Below are 21,379 nucleotides of genomic sequence, written 5' to 3'. Positions count from 1 at the left end.
CACCGGCTCTGTCACTCGACCAAATTTCGGTCTCTATCCATCTGATCCGAATGCAATATTAGAAAATGGTGTAATTGCATCCAGATTCTGCTACAGAGTGTGGCGTTGGGTTGCTTGGGAGGGGAAGCCGATGTCTTCGACGGATGGTTTGGCCATGAGCGATGTCTCGCCGGCCTTGGTGGTTGATGGGATGTTTGCCTATCGCAAGACGGCCGCGCTGAAGGCTGCAATCGAACTCGATCTCTTCAGTATGATCGGTGGTGAACAACGCACGGCAAAGTCGCTGACGGCAGAGTCGGGATACGCCGAGCGCGGATTGCGCATTCTCTGCGATTTTCTGGTGGTGGCGGGATTCCTGACGAAGAGTGGTGAGGATTATGCATTGACGCCGTCCAGCCAGGTCTTCCTCGACCGGCGTTCGCCTGCCTATATGGGGGCAGCGATCGATTTCCTGGCATCCCCAGAGATGTTGTCGCTGTTCCTCGACGACCCGTCTGCCTGCGTGCGCAACGGCGGTGCGGTCGGTCTGGCGAACGTGGCGCCCGACAATCCCGTATGGGTGAGGTTTGCGCGGGCCATGGGCGCGTTCACCGGCGGCAGCGCACAGGCTTTGGCATCGGAGGTCGCCGGATGGTCGAAGCTACCAGCCAAGGTACTGGACATCGCAGCCGGTCCGGGGGCTTTCGGGATCGAAATTGCAAAGGTGGCACCGTCCGCCAGGATCGTCGCTCTGGATTGGAAGCCGGTCCTTGCCGTGACCGAGCAGAATGCTGGGAATGCTGGCGTGGCTGCCCGTTTCAGCTTCGTGCCGGGCAGCGCGTTCGACGTCGATTGGGGTGGTGCATACGACCTTGTCCTGCTGCCGAACTTCCTTCACCATTTCGATACCGATGGCTGCGTCATGCTTTTGAAGAAGGTGCGAGCGAGCTTGGCGCCCGGGGGGCGGGTTGCCGTCGTTGAGTTCGTCCCGAACGACGACAGGGTGTCGCCGGAATTTCCGGCGGCTTTTGCCTGGGTGATGCTGGCGACGACGCCGAGGGGCGATGCCTATACGGCGCGCGAACTCGCCGATATGGCGAGGCTCGCCGGCTTCCGCGATGTCGTCACCAAGCCGCTGCCGCCGTCGCCGGCAAGCTTGATCTTCTTCGAGTGATCTGGTGAGGGACGGGCCCGCTACTCAGGTCCGCTCCATGACATAGCTACCCGGTGCTTCCTCGATCGCGTTCAGCGCGGCGCCTCCGGGCTTGCGTGCCGGAACGCGCTTTGCATCCTTGGCTTCGATCCATATCTGCCAATGTGGCCACCACGAGCCGGCCGTTTCGTCGGCGGCGTCGAGCCAGTCCTCGTAGTCGCCTTTGACGGCGCCTCCGCTCCAGTATTGATACTTCTTTTTGTCCGGCGGATTGACGACGCCCGCAATATGGCCGGAGCCCGCGAGCACGAAATCGACCTTGCCACCGAAGAACTGGCTGCCGACAAACACAGACTTTGCCGGAGCGATATGATCCTCGCGGGTCGCCAGATTGTAGATCGGGATCTTGACGGCCTTGAGTGAGACGTTCTGGCCGTCGAGGACCATTTCGCCCTTCGTCAGCGCGTTTTTCAGGTAGCAGTTGCGCAGGTAGAAAGCGTGGTTCGCTGCCGCCATGCGCGTCGAATCGGCGTTCCAAAACAGAAGATCGAAGGGCATCGGCTCCTGGCCCTTCAGGTAGTTGTTGATGACATAAGGCCATATGAGCTCGGACGCGCGCAGCATGTTGAAAGCGATCGCCATCTTCGAGCCATCGAGATAGCCGGTCTCCTCCATCTGTTTCTCAAGCCGCGTGAGCTGTTCCTCGTCGACGAAAACCTTGAGGTCGCCCGCGTGGGCGAAATCGACCTGGGTGGTAAAGAGCGTCGCTGTCTTGATGCGCTTGTTCTTCTCCTTGGCATGCAGCGCAAGCGTCGCCGCGAGCAGAGTGCCCCCGACACAGTAGCCGATTGCGTTCACATCCGTTTGGTCGGTCGCCTTTTCGATCGTCTCCAGCGCGAAGTCGATACCCTCGCGGGCATAGGCTGCCCAGTCTTTCCGCGCATGGCGTGCGTCGGGATTGACCCAGGAGATCACGAAGACCGTATGTCCCTGGTCGACGGACCATTTGATGAAAGACTTCTGCGGGTTGAGGTCGAGAATATAGAACTTGTTGATCCACGGGGGGCAGATGAGGAGAGGGCGCTTCAGCACCGTTTCCGTCGTGGGCTCGTATTGGATAATCTGGCATATGTCGTTCTGTGCGATGACCTTGCCCGGCGTCATCGCCATGTCGCGCCCGACCGCGAATTTGCTCATGTCGGTCTGGCGCAGCTTCAGATCGCCATGACCGGCCATGATGTCCTCGGTCAGCATCTGCATGCCGCGTACCAGGTTCTCGCCGCTGGTCGCGATGGTCTCGCGGTAGAGCTGCGGATTGGTGGCGACGAAGTTGGTCGGCGAAAGCGCGGCGGTAATCTGCTTGAGGTAGAAGCCTGCCTTGTGGCGGGTGTGCTCGTCGAGGCCCTCGGTCTCGGTGACCAGCTTCTCGGCCCAGTCCGAGGTCACGAAATAGGCCTGTTTCAGAAACGCGAAGAAGGGGTTTTTCTGCCAGTCGTCGTCCGAAAACCGCTTGTCCTTGCGCTCTGGTTCCGGCGCAGCCGATTCGCCTTGGATACGCTGCAGGGAGCGCATCCAGACGCCGAAAAAACTGCTCATCAGCTGCGTCTGCGCGTCCAAGGCGCGGCGCGGGTCCGAAATCCAGTATTCGGTGACCTTGGACAACGTCTTGACCATGTCGGTCATTGGCTCGACGGCATTCTCGCTGATCTCCCTGCGCTCGCGGGGGGCAAGCCATGCAGAAGCCGCTTTGCCGAGGTTTTCGAGGGCGCGGGCAAAGTTCATCGCCATCGCCTCGGGATCCTTCATGAGGTAGGGATCGAGGTCCTTTGCGTCAAAGCCTGGCGCTTTCGCCTTGTCGGCGTTCTCCTGCTTGCTGTCGGTCACGCGTCTCCTCCGGCGGCAGCATATTTCTGCAAATCAAGTTGTACATCTGGAAAGATCGAGAAAACAAGTTCCGCTGTGGGGCGTTCATGCTATTGCTTTGTGCCTGCGGCGAATTTAACAAGTCGAAGCAGCTTAAGGATCTGGAACCTCTGGCATGACGAAGAACGGCATTCGCACTATCGCAAACGTTGCCCGCATCGCGCTGATCGGCGCCGCCGCGGCCATGGCGCTTGCGGGATGCATGCGAACGCCGGAGGAAAAGGCAGCTTTCGCTGCGAAGCAGGCAGCCCCGACCGCCGTAATCATGGAGCCCACCAAGGGTGCTGCACCCACAGAGAGCGGCCTGTCGCACTATAAGGATGGCTACCCCGGATTCGGTGCGCCGCTCACGGCCGCGAACGTCCAGATGAGCGACGAGGAAGCTGGCAACCTGCAGCAGAAGCTGACCGCGCTCGGTGCGCAGCGCAAGGCGGGTGCGATCTCGGAAGCTGAGTATCAGCGCCGCGTGGCCGAATACCGCAAGCTTGCTGAACAGCATGGCGCCGATACGCTCTCCGAAATTGCCAATTAGGCCTTGCCTTCGAGGCGATTTGGAAGCAAAGCCTTCCGCCAGTAGCGGAAGATGAAATTTTCCTGATAATGCGCAGTCTGTGCGACGTTTCGTCAAAAAATCGCCGCGCGTTGAAAGTCTGATCAATACGGCGCTGGCGATTGTGAAGTTCGTGTCGCTAGCAGCCGGGAATTAGGACGAACTTCGAGCGCGACCGCAGTGGCCGCATTTCCGTGGGGAAAGAGATGGAAGAGTTTCATAAAGTCCGGCGTTTGCCGCCTTACGTTTTCGAACAGGTTAACCGTTTGAAAGCTAGCGCGCGAGCGGGCGGCGCCGATATCATTGATCTCGGCATGGGAAACCCTGACCTTCCGACACCGAAAGCAATCGTCGACAAGCTTTGCGAGGTGGTGCAGGACCCGCGCACGCATCGCTACTCCTCTTCGAAGGGCATTCCCGGCCTTCGCCGCGCCCAGGCTGGCTACTACGCCCGCCGTTTCGGTGTGAAGCTCAACCCGGACACTCAGGTCGTTGCGACGCTGGGCTCCAAGGAAGGCTTTGCCAACATGGCGCAGGCGATCACCGCGCCCGGCGATGTGATCCTTTGCCCGAACCCGACCTATCCAATCCATGCCTTCGGCTTCCTGATGGCAGGCGGCGTCATCCGCTCGATGTCCGTCGAGCCGGACGAGAGCTTCTTCCCGCCGCTGGAGCGCGCGGTGAAACACTCGATCCCGAAGCCGATCGCGCTCATCCTCAACTATCCGTCGAACCCGACGGCCTATGTTGCGACGCTCGATTTCTACAAGGACGTCATCGCCTTCGCCAAGAAGCATGACATCATCGTGCTATCGGATCTCGCCTATTCGGAAATCTATTTCGACGACAACGCTCCGCCGCCCTCCGTTCTGGAGGTTCCGGGTGCGATCGATGTGGCTGTCGAATTCACGTCGATGTCGAAGACTTTTTCCATGCCCGGCTGGCGCATGGGCTTCGCCGTCGGCAACGAGCGCCTGATCGCGGCGCTGACGCGCGTCAAGTCCTACCTCGACTACGGCGCCTTCACGCCGATCCAGGTGGCGGCCACGCACGCGCTGAACGGCGACGGTTCCGACATTGCGGAGGTTCGCAGCGTCTACAAGCGCCGCCGTGACGTCATGGTCGATAGTTTCGGCAAGGCCGGCTTCGACGTGCCCCCACCGGCTGCGACGATGTTTGCCTGGGCCAAGATCCCGGAGAAGTTCCGGCATCTCGGTTCGCTGGAGTTCTCCAAGTTGCTGGTCGAGAAGGCAGACGTCGCGGTAGCGCCCGGCATCGGCTTCGGCGAACAGGGCGATGATTACGTTCGCCTTGCACTGGTGGAGAACGAGCATCGCATTCGCCAGGCGGCCCGCAACATCAAGAAGTTCATGTCGACTGCGGACCAGACGATGCACAATGTCGTCTCGCTGAACGCTCACCGCTGATATAATCCCTCAACGGCAGCCGCTTCGGGCGGCTGCCCTCATGACAAATCTCAGGATCGATCCATGGCAGATGCCCTCAAAATCGGCATTGCGGGCTTGGGTACCGTTGGTGCTTCGCTTGTCCGTATCATTCAGCAGCGCAGCAACGAGCTTGCCGCAACATGTGGCCGTCCGATCCTGATTACGGGTGTTTGCGCCCGCGACAAGACCAAGGACCGCGGTATCAATGTCGGCGGCATCGAGTGGTTCGATCGGCCGGAAGATCTCGCGGCAAAGGGTGATATCGACGTCTTCGTCGAGCTGATGGGCGGTGCCGAAGGCTCGGCAAACATCTCGGTTCGCACGGCTCTGCAGCGTGGTCTCCATGTGGTGACGGCCAACAAGGCGCTGCTTGCCTATCACGGCGTCGAGCTGGCGACGATTGCGGAAGAGAAGGGCGCGCTGCTGAACTTCGAAGCGGCTGTCGCCGGTGGCATTCCTGTCATCAAGGCGCTGCGTGAATCCCTGACGGGCAACACGATCGCGCGCGTCTACGGCATCATGAACGGCACCTGCAACTACATCCTGACCAAGATGGAGAAGGAAGGCCTGTCCTTCGCAGATTGCCTGAAGGAGGCGCAGCGCCTCGGTTATGCGGAAGCCGATCCCGCTTTCGATATCGAAGGCAATGACACCGCCCACAAGCTGTCCATCCTGACGACGCTTGCCTTTGGCAACCAGATCGCGGTCGACGATATCTATCTCGAAGGCATCACCAATATTTCAATCGAGGACATTCATGCGGCTGCCGATCTCGGCTACCGCATCAAGCTGCTCGGCGTTGCCCAGCGGACGGAATCTGGCATCGAGCAGCGCGTGCACCCGACCATGGTACCGATCGATTCCGTCATCGCCCAGGTCGATGGCGTCACCAATGCCGTGGCGATCGAATCGGACGTCCTTGGCGAACTGCTGATGGTTGGTCCCGGTGCCGGCGGCAACGCGACCGCGTCGTCCGTTCTCGGCGATATCGCCGACATCGCCAAGAGCCGCCCCGGCGTGCAGCAGGTTCCGGTCCTCGGCCATCCCGCGAAGTCGCTGGAGCCCTACCGCAAGGCGCAGATGCAGAGCCACGAAGGCGGTTACTTCATCCGCCTGACCGTGCTCGACCGCACCGGCGTCTTTGCGAGCGTCGCTACACACATGGCCGAGAACCAGATCTCGCTGGAATCGATCGTGCAGCGCTCGAAGCAGCACTTGGCGCCTTCGCACCACCAGACGATCATCATGGTCACCCATGCGACCACCGAGCAGTCCGTGCGCAAGGCGGTCAACGCGATCAAGGAAGAGGGCTTCCACGTCGGCGAGCCGCAGGTCATCCGCATCGAGCGCCCGAAAGAGACCTGATCCGCAGCCGTTTCTTCTTCCCGCTGGGGAGAAGGAACGAGCGGGCGTTGCCACGTCGCCGGAAGCCGCTTAGATGTGCCGACGCAGCTCCGGTCCCGGTGCGGTGACATCAGACGAGGCAAAGAGGCGACAGAGTGGAAATACCCGCCGATCCGGTACAGCGCGCGTTTCTCGGCGTTGAGAAATCCGTTCTCGACAATCGCTGGATATCGCGGCTGGACCAGGCCGGCCAAAACCGTGCACTGGCGATGTCGCAGATGCACGGCCTGCCGGATCTGATTGCGCGCGTCCTGGCCGGGCGTGGCGTCAGCGTTGACGAGGCTGTTGAATTCCTCGATCCGACGCTGCGCAACCTGATGCCCGATCCCTACACAATGACCGATTGCGAAAAGGCCGCAAAGCGGCTTGTCGAGGCGATCCGCGGTCGGCAGCAAGTGGCGATCTTCGGCGACTACGATGTCGATGGCGCCTCTTCCTCGGCCCTGATGTACCGCTTCCTGACGCATTTTGGCGTCAAGGCCGCGATCTATATTCCTGACCGCATTTTCGAAGGCTATGGGCCGAACGCCGCCGCGATCGATCAGTTGATCGACAACGGCGCCCGGCTGATCGTGACCGTCGACTGCGGCTCCACGAGCCATGAGGCGCTGGCCGCGGCCGCCCGGCGCCATGTCGATGTCCTGGTCGTGGATCACCACCAGGTGACACACGAGCTTCCGCCCTGCCATGCGCTGGTCAATCCGAACCGGGAGGATGATCTTTCCGGTCAGGGGCATCTCTGCGCAGCCGGCGTCGTCTTCCTCGTTCTCGTTGCCACGTTGCGCCTTTTACGCGAGGCCGGCGACCCGCGTGCGAGATCCATCGATCTTCTGCAGTGGCTCGATATCGTGGCGCTGGCGACGGTCTGCGATGTCGTTCCCTTGAAGGGGTTGAACCGGGCCTACGTCGTGAAGGGCCTGATTGCCGCGCGCCACCAGGGCAATGCCGGGCTTTCGGCGCTGTTTCGCAAGGCCGGGCTTGCCGGACCGGTGACGCCATACCATTTCGGCTTCCTGATCGGCCCGCGTATCAATGCCGGCGGCCGCATCGGCGATGCTGCGCTGGGCAGCCGGCTGCTGACGCTGGAGGACACCGGCGAAGCCGAGGTAGTCGCCCAGAAGCTCGATGAACTCAATCGCGACCGGCAGCTCATGGAAGCCGCGATGCTGCAGGAGGCCGAGGCCGAGGCGCTCGCCGAATACGGCGACGGCGAGGGCGCTTCGGTGATCGTTACCGCGCACGAGAAATGGCATCCCGGCATCGTCGGGCTGATTGCTGCGCGACTTAAGGAAAAGTTCAAGCGCCCGGCCTTTGCGATCGCCTTCGATCCGTCGGGCCGGGGTACGGGGTCGGGACGCTCGATCAACGGTTTCGACATGGGCAAGATGGTGCGCGCGGCCGTCGATGACGGTCTGCTCGTCAAGGGCGGCGGCCACGCGATGGCGGCAGGATTGACGGTCGAGCGCGAAAAGCTCGGCCGCCTGCGCAGCTTCTTTTCGGAGCGCGCCGAGAAGACGGTAGCGAGCCTCGTCGCCAACGAGACGCTGAAGATCGATGGAGCGATCGGCGCAAGCGGTGCGACCGTCGATCTGGTAGACCGGCTGGAGACGGCTGGTCCCTTTGGCTCCGGTCACGCGCAGCCGATCTTTGCGATCCCCGCGCACCGCGTGCGCGATGCCCGCATCGTCGGCGAAAAGCATGTGAAGGTGACGCTCGAAGCGATGGACGGCGCCCGTCTCGACGGAATTGCCTTCCGTGCCGCCGATACGCAGCTCGGCAACCTGTTTTTGAATGCGCGCGGTGCCAGCCTGCATGTTGCCGGCTCGCTGGGGGCCGAACACTATAAGGGTTCGCGGCGCATCCAGTTGCGCGTTCTCGACGGCGCCCCGGCGCGATGAGCGCCTAAAGCGGCGGAGAGTCAGAGCGGCACGGCGAGCGTCGATTTGACGTTGTCCATGGCGACGAAGGTCCGGAATTTCTTGACGTTGCCGCTGTCGAAGAAGAGCCGCCGCGTCAGCCGCTCGTAGTGTGCCATGTCAGGCACGAGCACCACCAGAACGAAATCGGCCTCGCCGGTGACATAGTAGCACTGCTGCACCTCGGGAGCGGCGGCGAAGCTTTGCTTCAGCGCATCGATCAACTCCGCTCTCTCGCTCTCGACTTCCACCTCCACGAAGATGGTGATCGGCTGGCCGACCTTTGCTGGATCGAGCAGGGCTGCATTCTGCCGGATGATGCCGCTTTGCTCCATCCGCTTGATCCTTCTCTGGACCGCCGGCGCCGACAGATTGACGGCCTCGCCGATCGTTCGCTGCGGCGTGGTATTGTCCTGCTGAAGGATCCGCAGGATTGCGATGTCGAAGGCGTCGAGCGCCGCTTGGCTGGGTGGCATCAGATGCTCCACGAAACAAACTTGCAATTGAGGGGCGCAATTGCAGCGCCTTTTTCGCTTTGTTTGCAATATATCCTTGGCGAAGGGAGCGATCGACATGTTTTTGAAAAATACCCACATCGACCACAACGCGCCTCTGTCCGCAACCGACGCCGAGACGCTCGGCGTGCCGGCGTCCGAAAATGCCGAGCGTTATCTCCGGCATCGCGAGAACCACGCGGAAACGCCGCTGCACGCGTTGCCGGCTTTGTCCCGCGAGCTCGGTGTTCAATCCATCCACGTGAAGGACGAAGGGCATCGCCTCGGCCTCGGCAGCTTCAAGGCGCTTGGTGGATCGTATGCCGTTATTCGCCTGGTGCTTGACGAGGCTGGACTGCGTCTCGGTCGTGCTGTCGATGTTGCCGAGTTGCAGGCGCCCGAAGTCCGGGCAGTCGCCGCAACCATGACCTTCGCCTGCGCGACCGATGGCAATCACGGCCGCTCGGTGGCACAGGGAGCGAAGCTTGTCGGCGCCCGGGCTATCATCTCGGTGCATGCCGGCGTCAGCGACGAACGCGTCGCCGCCATCGCCCGTTTCGGGGCGGAGATGGTCCGGGTCGACGGCAACTACGACGATTCGGTCGCCGAAGCCGCGCGTGTCGCGACCGAGAATGGATGGACGATCGTGTCGGACACTTCGTGGCCCGGCTATGAGCTCATTCCGGGGATGGTGATGCAGGGTTATACCGCGATGGTGCGGGAGGCGCTGCGCCAGATGCAGGCCCCTCCGACCCACGTCTTCGTACAATGCGGTGTCGGCGGCGTTGCCGCAGCCGTTGCGGCCCACCTCTTTGAGGTTTTCGGAGCGGCGCGACCAGTCTTCACCGTGGTCGATCCCGCACGGGCGGCCTGCATGTTCGAAGCGGCGAGAGCCGGCCGGCCGGTAAGGATCAGGCATGGCGAACCGACCGTCATGGCCATGCTGGAGTGCTACGATCCGTCACCGGTCGCGTGGCGTATCCTGTCGCGCGTGGCGGACGCCTTCATGACGGTGGACGAGAACGATGCGATTGCCGCCATGAACCGGCTGGCGCGTCCGTCCGCCGGCGATCCGCCGATCGTCGCCGGCGAAAGCGGCGGCGCCGGCCTGGCTGGCCTTATCTGTGCGCTGGACGATCCGGCCGCAAGGCAGGCTCTCGGCCTGAACGATCAATCCCGTGTCTTCGTCATCAACACCGAAGGGGCCACCGATCCGCAGCGCTACGCGGAACTTGTCGGAATGGCGCCCGATGATGTTGCCCGATCAGGAGCTCCAGCATGAGCGAAGGTTCCGTCAACCGGGAACGCCTTGTCGGCCGTATCCGTCAGCTTGGCGATGTCGGCCGGGAGGACGGAAAGCTCACCCGTCTCGCAGCCTCGGATGCAGACAGGGCAGGTCGCGACCTGTTCGTCTTCTGGCTTCATCAGGCCGGACTGGATGTCGCAATCGACCGCATCGGCAACATCTTCGGCATCTGGAACGCCGGCGGGGATGAAGGCAAGGCGCCACTTTTGATCGGTTCGCATATCGATACGGTGATCGATGCCGGGATCTACGACGGATGCTATGGCGTTCTCTCTGGCCTGGAGGTGATCGAGACGCTGAGGGAAACCGGGTTTGCGCCATCGCGTCCAATAGCCGTCGCTGCCTTCACCAACGAGGAGGGTGTCCGCTATGCGCCCGATATGATGGGTTCGTTGGTCTATGCAGGGGGGCTGCCGGTCGACGAAGCGCTGTCCACCATCGGCACGGACGGATCCGTGCTTGGCAACGAGCTGCTAGCCATTGGCTATGCCGGCACCACGGAGCCGGGGCTCCTGGAACCGCACGCCTATATCGAGTTGCATATCGAACAAGGACCGGTCCTCGAGCGCGAAGGCTTTGCGATCGGTGCGGTCGAGAGCCTGCAGGGCATTTCATGGCAGCGCATCACCATCGACGGGGTCGCGAACCACGCGGGTACGACGCCGATGTCCATGCGCGCCGATGCCGGGCATGCGGCGGCACGGGTCATGACGTTCCTCCGTGGCCGGGCGCTCGCATCGAACACGCCGACCGTCGCCACCGTTGGATGCATCGCCTTTGAACCAAACGCGATCAATGTCATCCCCTCGCGTGCGACCTTCACGGTCGATCTCCGCGATCCCGACGAGGAACGCCTTCGCGAGGAGGAGGCTGCACTGGCCGCCTATCTCGCAGATCTGGCCGCAAGCGAGAGTGTGTCCGTTTCCGCCGAGCGCCTGGCGCGCTTTGAGCCTGTGGCATTCGATCAGCGGATCGTCGGATTGGTCGAGAACGCCGCGCGCAAACGCGGCCTTGCCGCGAAGCGCATGACGTCGGGTGCCGGTCACGATGCGCAGATAATCGCGCGCATTGCACCGTCCGCGATGATTTTTGTTCCGAGTGTCGGCGGCATCAGCCACAATCCACGGGAGTTTATTGCCGAAGCCGACCTTGTCGCAGGCGCAAACATTCTGCTTGATGTTGTCAGCGAACTGACCGCGCGAGCATGAAGGAGCTCAGATGACCGATTTGCAAGCGCTGCACGCAGAGATGACGGCTTGGAGGCACGATCTCCATGCTCATCCCGAATTCGGCTTCGAGGAGAAGCGCACCTCGGCCTTCGTTGCAGCCAAGCTGCGGGAATTCGGGCTGCAGGTGGCCGAAGGCATCGGCGGCACCGGCGTCGTCGGAACCCTTTCGTGCGGTTCGGGCAATCGCTCCATCGCGCTGCGCGCCGACATGGATGCGCTGCGTATCGCCGAGCAGGGACAACAGGCCTATCGTTCGCAGACGCCCGGCACGATGCATGCCTGCGGCCATGATGGCCACACGGCAATGCTGCTGGGTGCCGCAAGGCTTCTGGCGGAGCAGGGTGGCTTCGACGGCACCGTCCGCTTCCTGTTCCAGCCTGCCGAAGAATGGGGCAAGGGTGCGCTGGCGATGCTGGACGACGGTCTGATGGAGCGCTTTCCGTTCGAGGAGATCTACGGCCTGCACAACATGCCGGGCCTGCCGGTCGGCCATTTTGAAACCCGCGCCGGGCCGTACATGTCGGCGGAAGACAATTTCGAGATCGTGCTCGCCGGTGTCGGCGGGCATGCCGCCCGCCCGCAGGAGGGCAACGAGGTGCTGGTCGCGGCCTGCGCTCTGGTCACCAGCCTGCAGACCATCGTTTCGCGCCGGCTGGGCCCCGCCGATGTCGCTGTGGTCTCGGTGACGGAGCTCGTCACCGACGGCACGCGTAACGCGCTGCCGGGGCTCGCGCGCATTCTTGGCGACGCCAGAAGCTTCCGCCCGGAGGTGAGCGCCGAGATAGAGAGGCAGATGCGCACGATCGCAGAGGGAACGGCCCTTGCCTACAGCGTGGCAGCGGAAGTGGCTTACACGCGAGAATTCGTGCCGCTGCTGAATGATGCCGCGTTGGTCGACGAGGCATTTGCCGCCGCGTTGTCCGTGCTGCCCGGGGGCAACGTGAAGACAGCGCGCGAGCCGATGACCGCATCGGAGGACTTTGCGCGCTTTCTAGCACATGTGCCGGGCTGTTTTGTTTTCACCGGTAATGGCGAAAGTTCCGCGCCGCTTCACAATCCGAACTATGATTTCAACGATGCTGGCCTTCTGCACGGAGCCCGCTACCATGCCGCAATCGTCCGGCGTCGCCTGCCGCAAAATTGAATCTCCACGATCCCATTGGAATAGACACATGGCCCACTCTCTGAACATACCGTCCATCGTCACGCACACTTCCGGCAAGAACGCTCCCGGTGCGAATCAGCCTGATCTCGATGGTGACGTCGTATGGCAGGCGCGGGTTGATCTTGCTGCCTGCTTCAGGATGGCGGCCAGATACGGGCTGGAGGAGGGCATCTGCAATCATTTCTCGGCGGTGGTCCCGGGCTACGACGACCTGTTCATCGTCAATCCTTACGGATTCGCGTTCCGCGAACTGACCGCCTCGAAGCTGCTGGTGTGTGATTTCCACGGCAATGTGGTGGCGGGCGAGGGCCAGCCGGAAGCGACCGCGTTCTATATCCATGCCCGAATCCACAAGCGGGTGCCGCGTGCCAAGGTGGCGTTTCACACCCATATGCCCTATGCGACGGCGCTGTCGATGACGGAAGGAGACCCGCTCATCTTTGCTGGGCAGACGGCGCTCAAGTTCTACGGGCGCACTGTCTTTGACAGGAATTACAATGGCTTGGCGCTGGACGAGCGCGAAGGGGACCGGATTGCCGCTGCGATCGGCGATGCCGACGTGGTCTTCATGAAACATCACGGCGTCATGGTGCTTGCGCCCAACATCGCCGAGGCATGGGACGATCTCTACTTTCTGGAGCGCGCCTGCCAGGTGCAGACGTTGGCGCTGTCGACCGGCCGGCAGGTGCTTCCGGTCGATCCGGCTGTCGCGCAAGCCGCCTATCGGCAGATGCGGGAGGGCGACCCGGAATCGGCCCGGCTCCATCTGGAGGCGATCAAGCGCACGCTCGACGCAGAGGAACCGCAATATCGTACCTAGAACAGGCGGGGAGGGTAGGTGGCGGCTCGGCATGGCGGCGGGATGCGGGAATCGGGACCCTTGGTCTCGGCAGCACCAAACCTCATCATTCCGCTCGCTATAAACTTGCCAGTAGCGGACCTTTACGGTGAGATCCGTCGTGACAACCATGCAGGGTTGCGCTTAATCTATCTCCGAAAGGCTTTCAAACTGCGGGGGCCAAGACAATGAATGGAGCGGACAGCCTTTGTGGCACCCTCCTGGCCAACGATTTCAGGGTGTACTTTGCAAATCGGGGAACCTCGGAAATGCACTTTGTTGCGGCGCTTGAGCGCAAACCCGAATTGCGTTGCGTCCTTGGTCTTTTCGAGGGGGGTGTTACCGGGGCGGCCGACGGCTACGCGCGTATGACCGACCGACCATTGCTGCACACCGGGCCAGGTTTGGTCAACGGTCTTGCCTACCTTCACAATGCCCGACGCGCACGCGTTCCGATGATCAATATCGTCGGCGACCATGCGTCATACCATCTGCCCTTATATGCTCCGCTTACGACCGAACGCATGTAACATGACCGCCACCCTCCTGTTGCGAGAGGTAGACCCGACATTCAACTCGGCAGCCCAGCATTCTGGGAGATGTCTTCAAGACGCTCATCCAGGCCGCGTGGGTCGTTCCCGAAGGATGTAAATCGATGACGCGTCATTTGCGAATTCTGGCTGCGTTGCTCTCACTGTCGCTCATCAGTGCCGGGCCGGCTGATGATGGACGCTGGTATGCCGGGGAGTATTCCTTCTCCGACGAGCTTGGCGGCTTTCGCATTCTGTCGGTGACAGGCTCAGGTACAAGATCCGATCCGATCGAAATCAACGAGGAACTCGACTTCGCCGCCCCCGTCACTCTGGTGATCAGGGCCGCCACGCCAAGTCAACTTCACACGCTGGCCGGAGGGGCTTTCCACCTGCGTATTGTCGCTCTGAACAAGAGCGGACTGGCCTGGATCGGGTTCGAATTCGAACTTCAGGAGGTTCGCGGCAAACCCAGCGACTTCGAGGACGGTCTGTCATTCGGTCAGACCAACCCCAATCCGGACTTCATCTCGTCCGACCGGTTTGCCCGTTTCGAAAACCACTTCGAGAGCGTCGATCGGCTACGCTTCGAAAACGGCCACGCGGATCCCCAAGACCGAACGGCGTTTGGCTTCTTTATCACCGACGTCACGCCGGTCGCCGAATTCTACCTGGTGCAGGATCCGCGCATACCTTTCTCGTGAGGGCAAGCGAGGGCGGCGGCAGTGGTGCGCCCTAGGGGAGTCGAACCCCTCTTTACAGAATGAGAATCTGTCGTCCTAACCGATAGACGAAGGGCGCATCGTGCCCATAGAAATAGGACGACGGGCGTCTTCTGCAAGCGTGCAACTGGATGGAAAACAGAGAGAAGTGGCACGCCCTAGGGGAGTCGAACCCCTCTTCCCAGAATGAAAATCTGGTGTCCTAACCGATAGACGAAGGGCGCTTCCTTCGTGGTGGCGCCCTTATAATCAGGCCTTCTGAATCCCGCAAGCGGCAAAGCAAAGAAAAGTCTCAATGACTCGATTTTTTCTGTGCCTGTGGATGAAGTCGGCGGTCTGATCTCAGCGAGGCGTTCCGGGTATCGAGGTATAGTATTGATGTTGTTGAATTAATTTCGATGTCGTTTTTGGCCGGCCGCGCGAAAACCTCACGCGGCTCGCTTGCGTGATGGGTGGGTGTCAGGCGCGCACCTCGAAGACCATGTTGAACGGCGTCTCTGTCGCACGGTGGAAGCGCTTGAAGCCGGCGTCGAGCGCCACCTTGCGCAACTTCGTCTCGCCGGCCTGCGCGCCAAGTGCCAGTCCGACCTCCTGAGACATCGAGGCAGGCGTGCAGATCATCGTCGACGCGCCGTAGTAAATGCGGCCCACCGGGTTGAGGTTGTCCTTGAGGCAATCATGCGCAAAGGGTTCGACAATCATCCACGTTCCGTCTTCTGAGAGCGATTCCTTCACGTGCTTTCCCGCGCCGACAGGATCGCCCATGTCGTGCAGGCAGTCGAACATCGCGATCAGGTCGTAGCGCCCTGCGGGGAAGCTCGACGCCGATGCTTGCTCGAAGGTAACGCGATCGGCAACGCCTTCCTCCTTGGCGGCGGCTCTCGCCCGCTCGATCGACGGCATGTGGTAGTCGAAGCCGAAGAACGTCGAAGCAGGATAGGCCTTTGCCATGAGGATGGTCGAGGCGCCGTGGCCGCAGCCGATGTCGGCAACCTTGGCGCCGGCCTTCAGGCGGGCCTCGACACCCTGAAGTGCAGGAATCCAGTCGGCAATCAGACTGTTGTTGTAGCCCGTCCGGAAGAAGCGCTCCGTGCCGCGGAACAAGCAACTGTTGTGTTCGTGCCAGCCGACGCCCTTGCCGGTGCGAAAGGCGTCGGCGATCTTGGGTTCGTCCGTCCACATGGCCTGTACCACCTGGAAGGCGCCGGTGAAGAATGCAGGGCTGCCTTCCTCGGCGAAGACCATGACCTGCTCGGGCGTCAGACAGAAGCGATCCGTCTTCTCGTCATATGTCAGATAGTCGGCGGCCGCGAGTGCGGAGAGCCATTCGCGAAGGTAACGCTCCTTGATCGCCGTCTTCCTGGCAAGCTCCGTCGAGGTCACGGGAACGCCGTCGGCCATGGCTTTGAACAATCCCACGTCATCGCCGAGCACCACCAGGGCCCCGGATACGGCTGCGCCGACGTCGCCGATCAACCGGCCGACGAGGGCTTCCACTTTTTGCATGTCGGGTTGGCGCATGTCATCCTCCATTGGAAATGCAGGGAAGAACCAGCAGTGGTCAGTGTACCACTCACGCAGATGGCACGGAAGGACGCATCCGGCGCCGCGTCGATGCCTGTAGCCGATAGCGCGGACATTGATCTGCGTTCGACAATTTATCGCATCGGTTGCGAAAATGCCGCGTTGACAAGAAAAATACCGGGAATGATAGTCGGTTAGCCTATCTGAGGCGTTGGAGGAATGATCATGATCAAGCATTTGACAATTCTCGGCACCGTTTCCCTGCTCGGCGCCCTCGCGTTCGCCACTCCCTCCTCGGCGCTCACCATGAAGGAGTGCAGCGCGAAGTATAAGTCGGCACAGGCCGATGGGTCCGCCAAGGACACAAAGTGGAACGACTTCCGCAAGGCGCAGTGTGGTCCTGACGCGACGGCCGAGCCGGATGTTTCCATGGCGACCGACGAAGAGCCCGTGAAGCCCACGATGACGGCACCCAAGGGCGTGACGTTCCCGGCCGCGATTGCCCCGAAATATGCCAAGGAGACACCGGGCAAGGGCCGCATGCACACCTGCGTCGACTCCTATCATGTGAACAAGGACGCCAACACGCTCAACGGTCTGAAGTGGATCCAGAAGGGCGGCGGTTACTACAGCCTCTGCAATGCGAAGCTGAAGACCTGAAAACGCCCGTTTGCCAAGAGCGCCAGGGCCCTGCATCGCGGGGCCCTTTTTTTCGGCATTTCGCCGTCTGGTGGTATGCCGAACGAAAAAGCCGCCGGGCATAGCCGGCGGCCTTCGCATGCTTGTCCGTCGACGAACTAGTGCAGGATCTGGCTGAGGAAGAGCTTGGTGCGCTCGTGCTGCGGATTGTCGAAGAATTCGGCCGGCGAATTCTGCTCGACGATCTGCCCCTGGTCCATGAAGATGACCCGGTTGGCCACCTGGCGGGCAAAGCCCATTTCGTGGGTGACGCAAAGCATCGTCATGCCTTCCTCGGCAAGCCCGACCATCGTGTCCAGGACTTCCTTGATCATTTCAGGATCGAGCGCCGATGTCGGCTCGTCGAACAGCATGATCTTCGGGTTCATGCAGAGCGAGCGCGCGATCGCCACGCGCTGCTGCTGACCGCCAGAAAGCTGGCCGGGATACTTGTTTGCCTGCTCGGGGATCTTGACGCGCTTGAGGAAGTGCATCGCGACCTCTTCGGCCTGCTTCTTCGGCATCTTGCGCACCCAGATCGGCGCCAGCGTGCAGTTTTCGAGGATCGTCAGGTGCGGGAAGAGGTTGAAGTGCTGGAACACCATGCCGACTTCGCGGCGCACCTCGTCGATCTTCTTGAGATCGTTGGTGAGTTCCACACCGTCGACGACGATCTGGCCCTTCTGGTGCTCTTCCAGGCGGTTGATGCAGCGGATCATCGTCGACTTGCCGGAGCCAGACGGCCCCGCAATGACGATACGCTCACCATTCATGACCTTGAGATTGATGTCGCGCAGCACGTGGAAATCGCCGTACCACTTGTTCATGTTGACGATATCGACGGCCACATCGGTCGCGGAAACGGTCAATTTCTTGGGTTTAATCTCAGCCATGCTTGTTCCCTCGTTCTTGTTGCTTGCGGCTTATCGTCTATAGCCTGTGTCGAGATGGCGTTCCATGAAACCTGAATAGCGCGACATGCCGAAGCAGAATAGCCAGAAAACGAAGCCCGCAAAGATCAGGCCCGTCATCGGCGTGACGGCTGTCGCCCAGTTGGCGTCGGAGAAGTTCAGCTTCACGATGCCGAGCAGGTCGAACATGCCGATGATGGTGACCAGCGACGTGTCCTTGAACGTGCCGATGAAGGTGTTGACGATGCTCGGGATGACCAGCTTGATGGCCTGCGGCAGGATAATCAGCCGTGTCTTCTGCCAATAGCCGAGACCGAGCGAATCCGCACCTTCGGATTGCCCCTTCGGGATCGCCTGCAGTCCGCCGCGGATGACTTCGGCCATGTAGGCCGACGTGAAGATCGACACGCCGATCAGCGCTCGCAGCAGCTTATCCACCGTCCAGCCGGTCGGCAGGAAGAGTGGCAGCATGACGCTTGCCATGAACAGTACGGTGATCAGCGGAACGCCGCGGATGACCTCGATGAAGGCCACGCTCAGCATCCGGATGACGGGCATCTGTGATCGCCGCCCGAGCGCCAGCAATATGCCGCAGGGTAGCGACACGGCGATGCCGACGAAGGACAGGATGAGCGTCACCATCAGGCCGCCCCAGAGCGGCGTTTCCACGACCTCGAGACCCAAGCCGCCATGGAGCAGCCAGAAGGCGACGACCGGGAACACGATGAAGAGCAGGATGGCGTTCAGTCCCTTGCGCGGCACCGAGGGGATCAGCATCGGCACAAGAAGGAGAATAAAGAGGATGCCGACGATGGTCGGGCGCCAGCGATCTGCAAGCGGATAGCGCCCGAAGATGAACTGATCGTATTTGGCACTGACGAACGCCCAGCAGGCTCCGCTCCAGCCTTCCGGCTGCACGCCGCCCTGGACGGTCGTTGCGCAGAACGTGCGGTCCGGCCCGGTCCAGACTGCCTGGATGAACAGCCAGTTGATCAGGTGCGGCACGCACCAGGCAAGCAGCGTCAGCGCGAGGATCGTCAGCACCACGTCCTTGGGTGTCGCGAGCAGGTTCTTGCGAATCCACGCGTTTGCACCTCTTTGGCTGGACGGAGCCGGCTCGGGGGCAATCATGGCCAATCTGACGAAGGAATGGGATACGGACATCTTATCTCTCCACCAGCGCCATTTTGGCATTGAACCAGTTCATGAACAGCGAAGTCAGGATGCTCAGGCCGAGGTAGACGATACCCCATATGCAGACGATCTCGATCGCTTGGCCGCTCTGGTTGAGAATTGTCCCACCGACGGCCACGAGATCCGAAAAGCCGATCGCGATGGCGAGCGACGAGTTTTTCGTCAGGTTCAGATACTGGCTGGTCAGCGGTGGGATGATGATGCGCAGCGCCTGCGGCACGACAACAAGTCGCGTGACGCTCGACGGATGGAACCCCAAGGCTCCGGCCGCCTCGGATTGCCCCTTGGGTACGCCACGGATGCCGCCGCGAACGATCTCGGCAATGAACGAGGCAGTGTAGAAGGACAGGGCCAGGAAGAGCGACATGAACTCGGGACCGATGACCGAACCGCCCGTCAGGTTGAACTTTCCGGCAATCGGCATGTCGAACGACAGCGGAAGGCCGGAGAGGAGAAAGACGATCAGCGGCAATCCGATGATCAGTCCGATCGACGCCCACACCGTGTGGAACGGCTGACCCGTAGCTGCCTGGCGCCTATGAGCCCATCGCGCCATGAAGAACACGGCGACAATTGCGATCAGAAATGCGATGCCGACTGCTGTCATGCCTGTCCCGAAGATGGCTCTTGGGAAGGCGAGACCTCGGTTGTTCAGGAACATGCCGAGCGGCAAAGCCACGGATTCGCGCGGCTGTGGTAGAACGGCGAGAACCCCGAGATACCAGAAGAAAATGACCAGCAGTGGCGGAATGTTGCGGAATACTTCGACGTAGATCGTGCACAGTTTGGCGATCAGCCAGTTGTGCGACAGACGCCCGATGCCGATGACGAAGCCGATGATAGTCGCCGTGATGATGCCGGTGACGGCCACAAGCAAGGTATTCAGAATCCCGACCAGCAAGGCGCGCCCATAGGTCGCGTCGCTCGAATATGAAATCAGCGATTGGCCGATTTCGAAGCCGGCGCGGCCGCGAAGAAATCCGAAGCCGGATGCGGTGTTGCTGCGGGCAAGGTTTGCGGCCGTGTTGTGCGCAATCCACCAGACGAAGGCGACCAGGATCACCAGTGTCAGAACCTGAAAGAAGATACCCCGATACTTGGGGTCGTACATGGCCGACCTTAAATTCCAGCCGGTCCCGGACAAATGTGTCGATTCTACTGCCTCTTGCGTCATGCCGAGCCATTCCCCTATGCGCCCGTTTTCGGGTTTTCTTTTTGGAAGAGGAAAGGCGATGTCTCGCCTTTCCTGGCTTTCGTTGCTGGTTCGATTAACGAACCGGCGGTGCGTACTGGATGCCGCCCTTGTTCCAGAGCGCGTTCAGGCCGCGCGCGATCTTGAGCGGGCTGCCCTGGCCGATGTTGCGCTCGAAGACTTCGCCGTAGTTGCCGACGCCCTTGACGACGTTGTAGGCCCACTCGTTGGTGAGGCCGAGGTCGGTACCGATCTTCGTATCGGTTTCGGTGCCGAGGAAGCGCTTGATGTCAGGGTTCGGAGAATTCTTCATCTCGTCGACATTGGCCTGCGTGATGCCGAACTCTTCAGCATTGATCATTGCGTAGAACGTCCATGAAACGACGTCGAACCACTGGTCGTCACCCTGGCGAACTGCCGGGCCAAGCGGCTCCTTGGAGATGATTTCCGGGAGGATGACGTGCTCGTCAGGATTCTTGAGCGTCAGGCGCAGGGAATAAAGGCCGGACTGGTCCGTTGTGTAGACGTCGCAGCGACCAGCGTCATAGGCAGCGTTGACTTCCGGAAGGTTTTCGAAAACCACAGGATTGTATTGGAGATTGTTGGTCTTGAAGTAGTCGGCGAGGTTGAGCTCGGTCGTCGTGCCGGACTGTACGCAGATTGCAGCGCCCGAGAGTTCGAGAGCCGACTTCACGTTCAGGCTCTTGCGAACCATGAAGCCCTGACCATCGTAATAGGTGATTGGACGGAAGTTGAAGCCGAGCGCCGTATCGCGGTTGATGGTCCAGGTCGTGTTGCGTGACAGAACGTCGATTTCGCCGGACTGCAGAGCCGTGAAGCGCTCCTTGGCGTTCGTCGGCGTATACTTGACCTTGGTCGGGTCACCGAAGACGGCAGATGCCACGGCCTTGCAGAAATCGACGTCGAAGCCGGCCCAGTTGCCGGAGGCGTCAGGCGCGGCGAAACCGGTGAGGCCGGTATTGACGCCGCACTGCACGAAGCCCTTGGCTTTTACGTCTTCAAGAGTGGTGGCCGAAGCGGCCGAAGCGCCAAGCGCGAAAATCGCTGCGCCGATCGTAGCCGACAGAAGCTTAATCTTCATTTTTCCCAACCTTTTCCTTTGTCTTATCTTTTCTTGTGGGAGCGTCGGCTGAAGCGCACAAACCTCCCAAGCGACCCGACACCCTCCCGGCGCGAGTGGTTCTATCACAGTCGCAAATGTC

General features: G+C 61.1%; 18 protein-coding genes, 2 tRNA genes and 1 pseudogene. 12 read left to right on the top strand and 9 right to left on the bottom strand.

From position 1 onward, the window contains the following. The first annotated feature begins 130 nt into the window (after positions 1 to 130). Positions 131 to 1,153, top strand: a complete 1,023-nt coding sequence (locus AC1DMK_RS01115) for a methyltransferase (protein ID WP_477856670.1) — start codon at positions 131 to 133, stop codon at positions 1,151 to 1,153. Between the two features lie 24 nt (positions 1,154 to 1,177). On the opposite strand, the gene phaC is transcribed toward AC1DMK_RS01115, so the two are convergent. Beyond that, positions 1,178 to 3,016: a class I poly(R)-hydroxyalkanoic acid synthase gene (gene phaC, locus AC1DMK_RS01110; protein WP_477856668.1), complete on the bottom strand. Its 1,839-nt coding sequence runs from the start codon at positions 3,014 to 3,016 to the stop codon at positions 1,178 to 1,180. 154 nt (positions 3,017 to 3,170) lie between these two features. Between phaC and AC1DMK_RS01105 the strand changes: the two genes are divergently transcribed. The 4 genes from AC1DMK_RS01105 (at position 3,171) to recJ (ending at position 8,355) form a co-directional block, all read left to right on the top strand. Beyond that, positions 3,171 to 3,587 (top strand): hypothetical protein, encoded by a 417-nt coding sequence (locus AC1DMK_RS01105; RefSeq protein WP_037061423.1) that lies wholly within the window; start codon positions 3,171 to 3,173, stop codon positions 3,585 to 3,587. Positions 3,588 to 3,811: 224 nt separating this feature from the next. Beyond that, positions 3,812 to 5,032 (top strand): LL-diaminopimelate aminotransferase, encoded by a 1,221-nt coding sequence (locus tag AC1DMK_RS01100; RefSeq protein WP_037061425.1) that lies wholly within the window; start codon positions 3,812 to 3,814, stop codon positions 5,030 to 5,032. Positions 5,033 to 5,095: 63 nt separating this feature from the next. Further along, the gene (locus AC1DMK_RS01095) at positions 5,096 to 6,418 is read left to right on the top strand and encodes a homoserine dehydrogenase (RefSeq protein WP_037061427.1); all 1,323 of its coding nucleotides are present in this window, start codon (positions 5,096 to 5,098) and stop codon (positions 6,416 to 6,418) included. Between the two features lie 134 nt (positions 6,419 to 6,552). After that, positions 6,553 to 8,355, top strand: a complete 1,803-nt coding sequence (recJ, locus tag AC1DMK_RS01090) for a single-stranded-DNA-specific exonuclease RecJ (RefSeq protein ID WP_037061431.1) — start codon at positions 6,553 to 6,555, stop codon at positions 8,353 to 8,355. Between the two features lie 20 nt (positions 8,356 to 8,375). On the opposite strand, the gene AC1DMK_RS01085 is transcribed toward recJ, so the two are convergent. After that, positions 8,376 to 8,849, bottom strand: a complete 474-nt coding sequence (locus AC1DMK_RS01085) for an Lrp/AsnC family transcriptional regulator (protein ID WP_477856664.1) — start codon at positions 8,847 to 8,849, stop codon at positions 8,376 to 8,378. A gap of 97 nt (positions 8,850 to 8,946) precedes the next feature. Between AC1DMK_RS01085 and AC1DMK_RS01080 the strand changes: the two genes are divergently transcribed. The 6 genes and pseudogenes from AC1DMK_RS01080 to AC1DMK_RS01055 all read left to right on the top strand — a co-directional run bounded on the left by AC1DMK_RS01080 (position 8,947) and on the right by AC1DMK_RS01055 (position 14,639). Beyond that, positions 8,947 to 10,149: a diaminopropionate ammonia-lyase gene (locus AC1DMK_RS01080; protein ID WP_477856662.1), complete on the top strand. Its 1,203-nt coding sequence runs from the start codon at positions 8,947 to 8,949 to the stop codon at positions 10,147 to 10,149. Beyond that, the gene (locus AC1DMK_RS01075; protein ID WP_477856660.1) at positions 10,146 to 11,381 is read left to right on the top strand and encodes an allantoate amidohydrolase; all 1,236 of its coding nucleotides are present in this window, start codon (positions 10,146 to 10,148) and stop codon (positions 11,379 to 11,381) included. Before AC1DMK_RS01080 ends, AC1DMK_RS01075 begins: the two co-directional genes overlap by 4 nt. 10 nt (positions 11,382 to 11,391) lie before the next feature. Further along, on the top strand, positions 11,392 to 12,546 hold the full coding sequence (locus AC1DMK_RS01070; RefSeq protein ID WP_477856659.1) for a M20 aminoacylase family protein: 1,155 nt from the start codon (positions 11,392 to 11,394) through the stop codon (positions 12,544 to 12,546). A 28-nt stretch (positions 12,547 to 12,574) separates the two neighbouring features. Then, complete coding sequence (locus AC1DMK_RS01065; RefSeq protein WP_037061440.1) at positions 12,575 to 13,387, top strand: aldolase; 813 nt, start codon at positions 12,575 to 12,577, stop codon at positions 13,385 to 13,387. Between the two features lie 206 nt (positions 13,388 to 13,593). Then, positions 13,594 to 13,926, top strand: a pseudogene (locus AC1DMK_RS01060) (thiamine pyrophosphate-binding protein); the annotation flags it as partial. Positions 13,927 to 14,060: 134 nt separating this feature from the next. Beyond that, entirely contained in the window at positions 14,061 to 14,639 is a 579-nt protein-coding gene (locus tag AC1DMK_RS01055; protein ID WP_037061442.1) for a hypothetical protein, read from the top strand. 22 nt (positions 14,640 to 14,661) lie between these two features. Here AC1DMK_RS01055 and AC1DMK_RS01050 read toward each other — a convergent pair. The 3 genes from AC1DMK_RS01050 to AC1DMK_RS01040 all read right to left on the bottom strand — a co-directional run bounded on the left by AC1DMK_RS01050 (position 14,662) and on the right by AC1DMK_RS01040 (position 16,178). After that, positions 14,662 to 14,736, bottom strand: a tRNA-Glu gene (locus AC1DMK_RS01050). Between the two features lie 70 nt (positions 14,737 to 14,806). Then, positions 14,807 to 14,881: transfer RNA gene (locus AC1DMK_RS01045), tRNA-Glu, on the bottom strand. 235 nt (positions 14,882 to 15,116) lie between these two features. Beyond that, the gene (locus AC1DMK_RS01040; protein ID WP_477856656.1) at positions 15,117 to 16,178 is read right to left on the bottom strand and encodes a class I SAM-dependent methyltransferase; all 1,062 of its coding nucleotides are present in this window, start codon (positions 16,176 to 16,178) and stop codon (positions 15,117 to 15,119) included. A 228-nt stretch (positions 16,179 to 16,406) separates the two neighbouring features. Here AC1DMK_RS01040 and AC1DMK_RS01035 point away from each other — a divergent pair, with 228 nt between their 5' ends. Further along, positions 16,407 to 16,841, top strand: coding sequence for a hypothetical protein (locus AC1DMK_RS01035; protein ID WP_037061761.1), 435 nt, complete (start codon positions 16,407 to 16,409; stop codon positions 16,839 to 16,841). 137 nt (positions 16,842 to 16,978) lie between these two features. Here the strand turns inward: AC1DMK_RS01035 and AC1DMK_RS01030 are convergent, their stop codons facing one another. From AC1DMK_RS01030 to AC1DMK_RS01015, 4 genes are all read right to left on the bottom strand, one after another. Then, a complete protein-coding gene (locus tag AC1DMK_RS01030) occupies positions 16,979 to 17,752 on the bottom strand; it encodes an amino acid ABC transporter ATP-binding protein (RefSeq protein ID WP_037061447.1) in 774 nt (257 codons plus the stop codon). 30 nt (positions 17,753 to 17,782) lie between these two features. Continuing rightward, a complete protein-coding gene (locus AC1DMK_RS01025) occupies positions 17,783 to 18,934 on the bottom strand; it encodes an amino acid ABC transporter permease (RefSeq protein ID WP_477856654.1) in 1,152 nt (383 codons plus the stop codon). Between the two features lies 1 nt (position 18,935). Next, positions 18,936 to 20,138, bottom strand: a complete 1,203-nt coding sequence (locus tag AC1DMK_RS01020; protein WP_477856652.1) for an amino acid ABC transporter permease — start codon at positions 20,136 to 20,138, stop codon at positions 18,936 to 18,938. A 94-nt stretch (positions 20,139 to 20,232) separates the two neighbouring features. Continuing rightward, positions 20,233 to 21,258: an amino acid ABC transporter substrate-binding protein gene (locus AC1DMK_RS01015; protein WP_037061450.1), complete on the bottom strand. Its 1,026-nt coding sequence runs from the start codon at positions 21,256 to 21,258 to the stop codon at positions 20,233 to 20,235. Positions 21,259 to 21,379: the final 121 nt, after the last annotated feature.

This window comes from Rhizobium sp. 05L419 (assembly GCF_056397845.1).
Note: the sequence above shows the minus strand (reverse complement) of the source record. Positions and strands in the feature narration are given on the sequence as shown.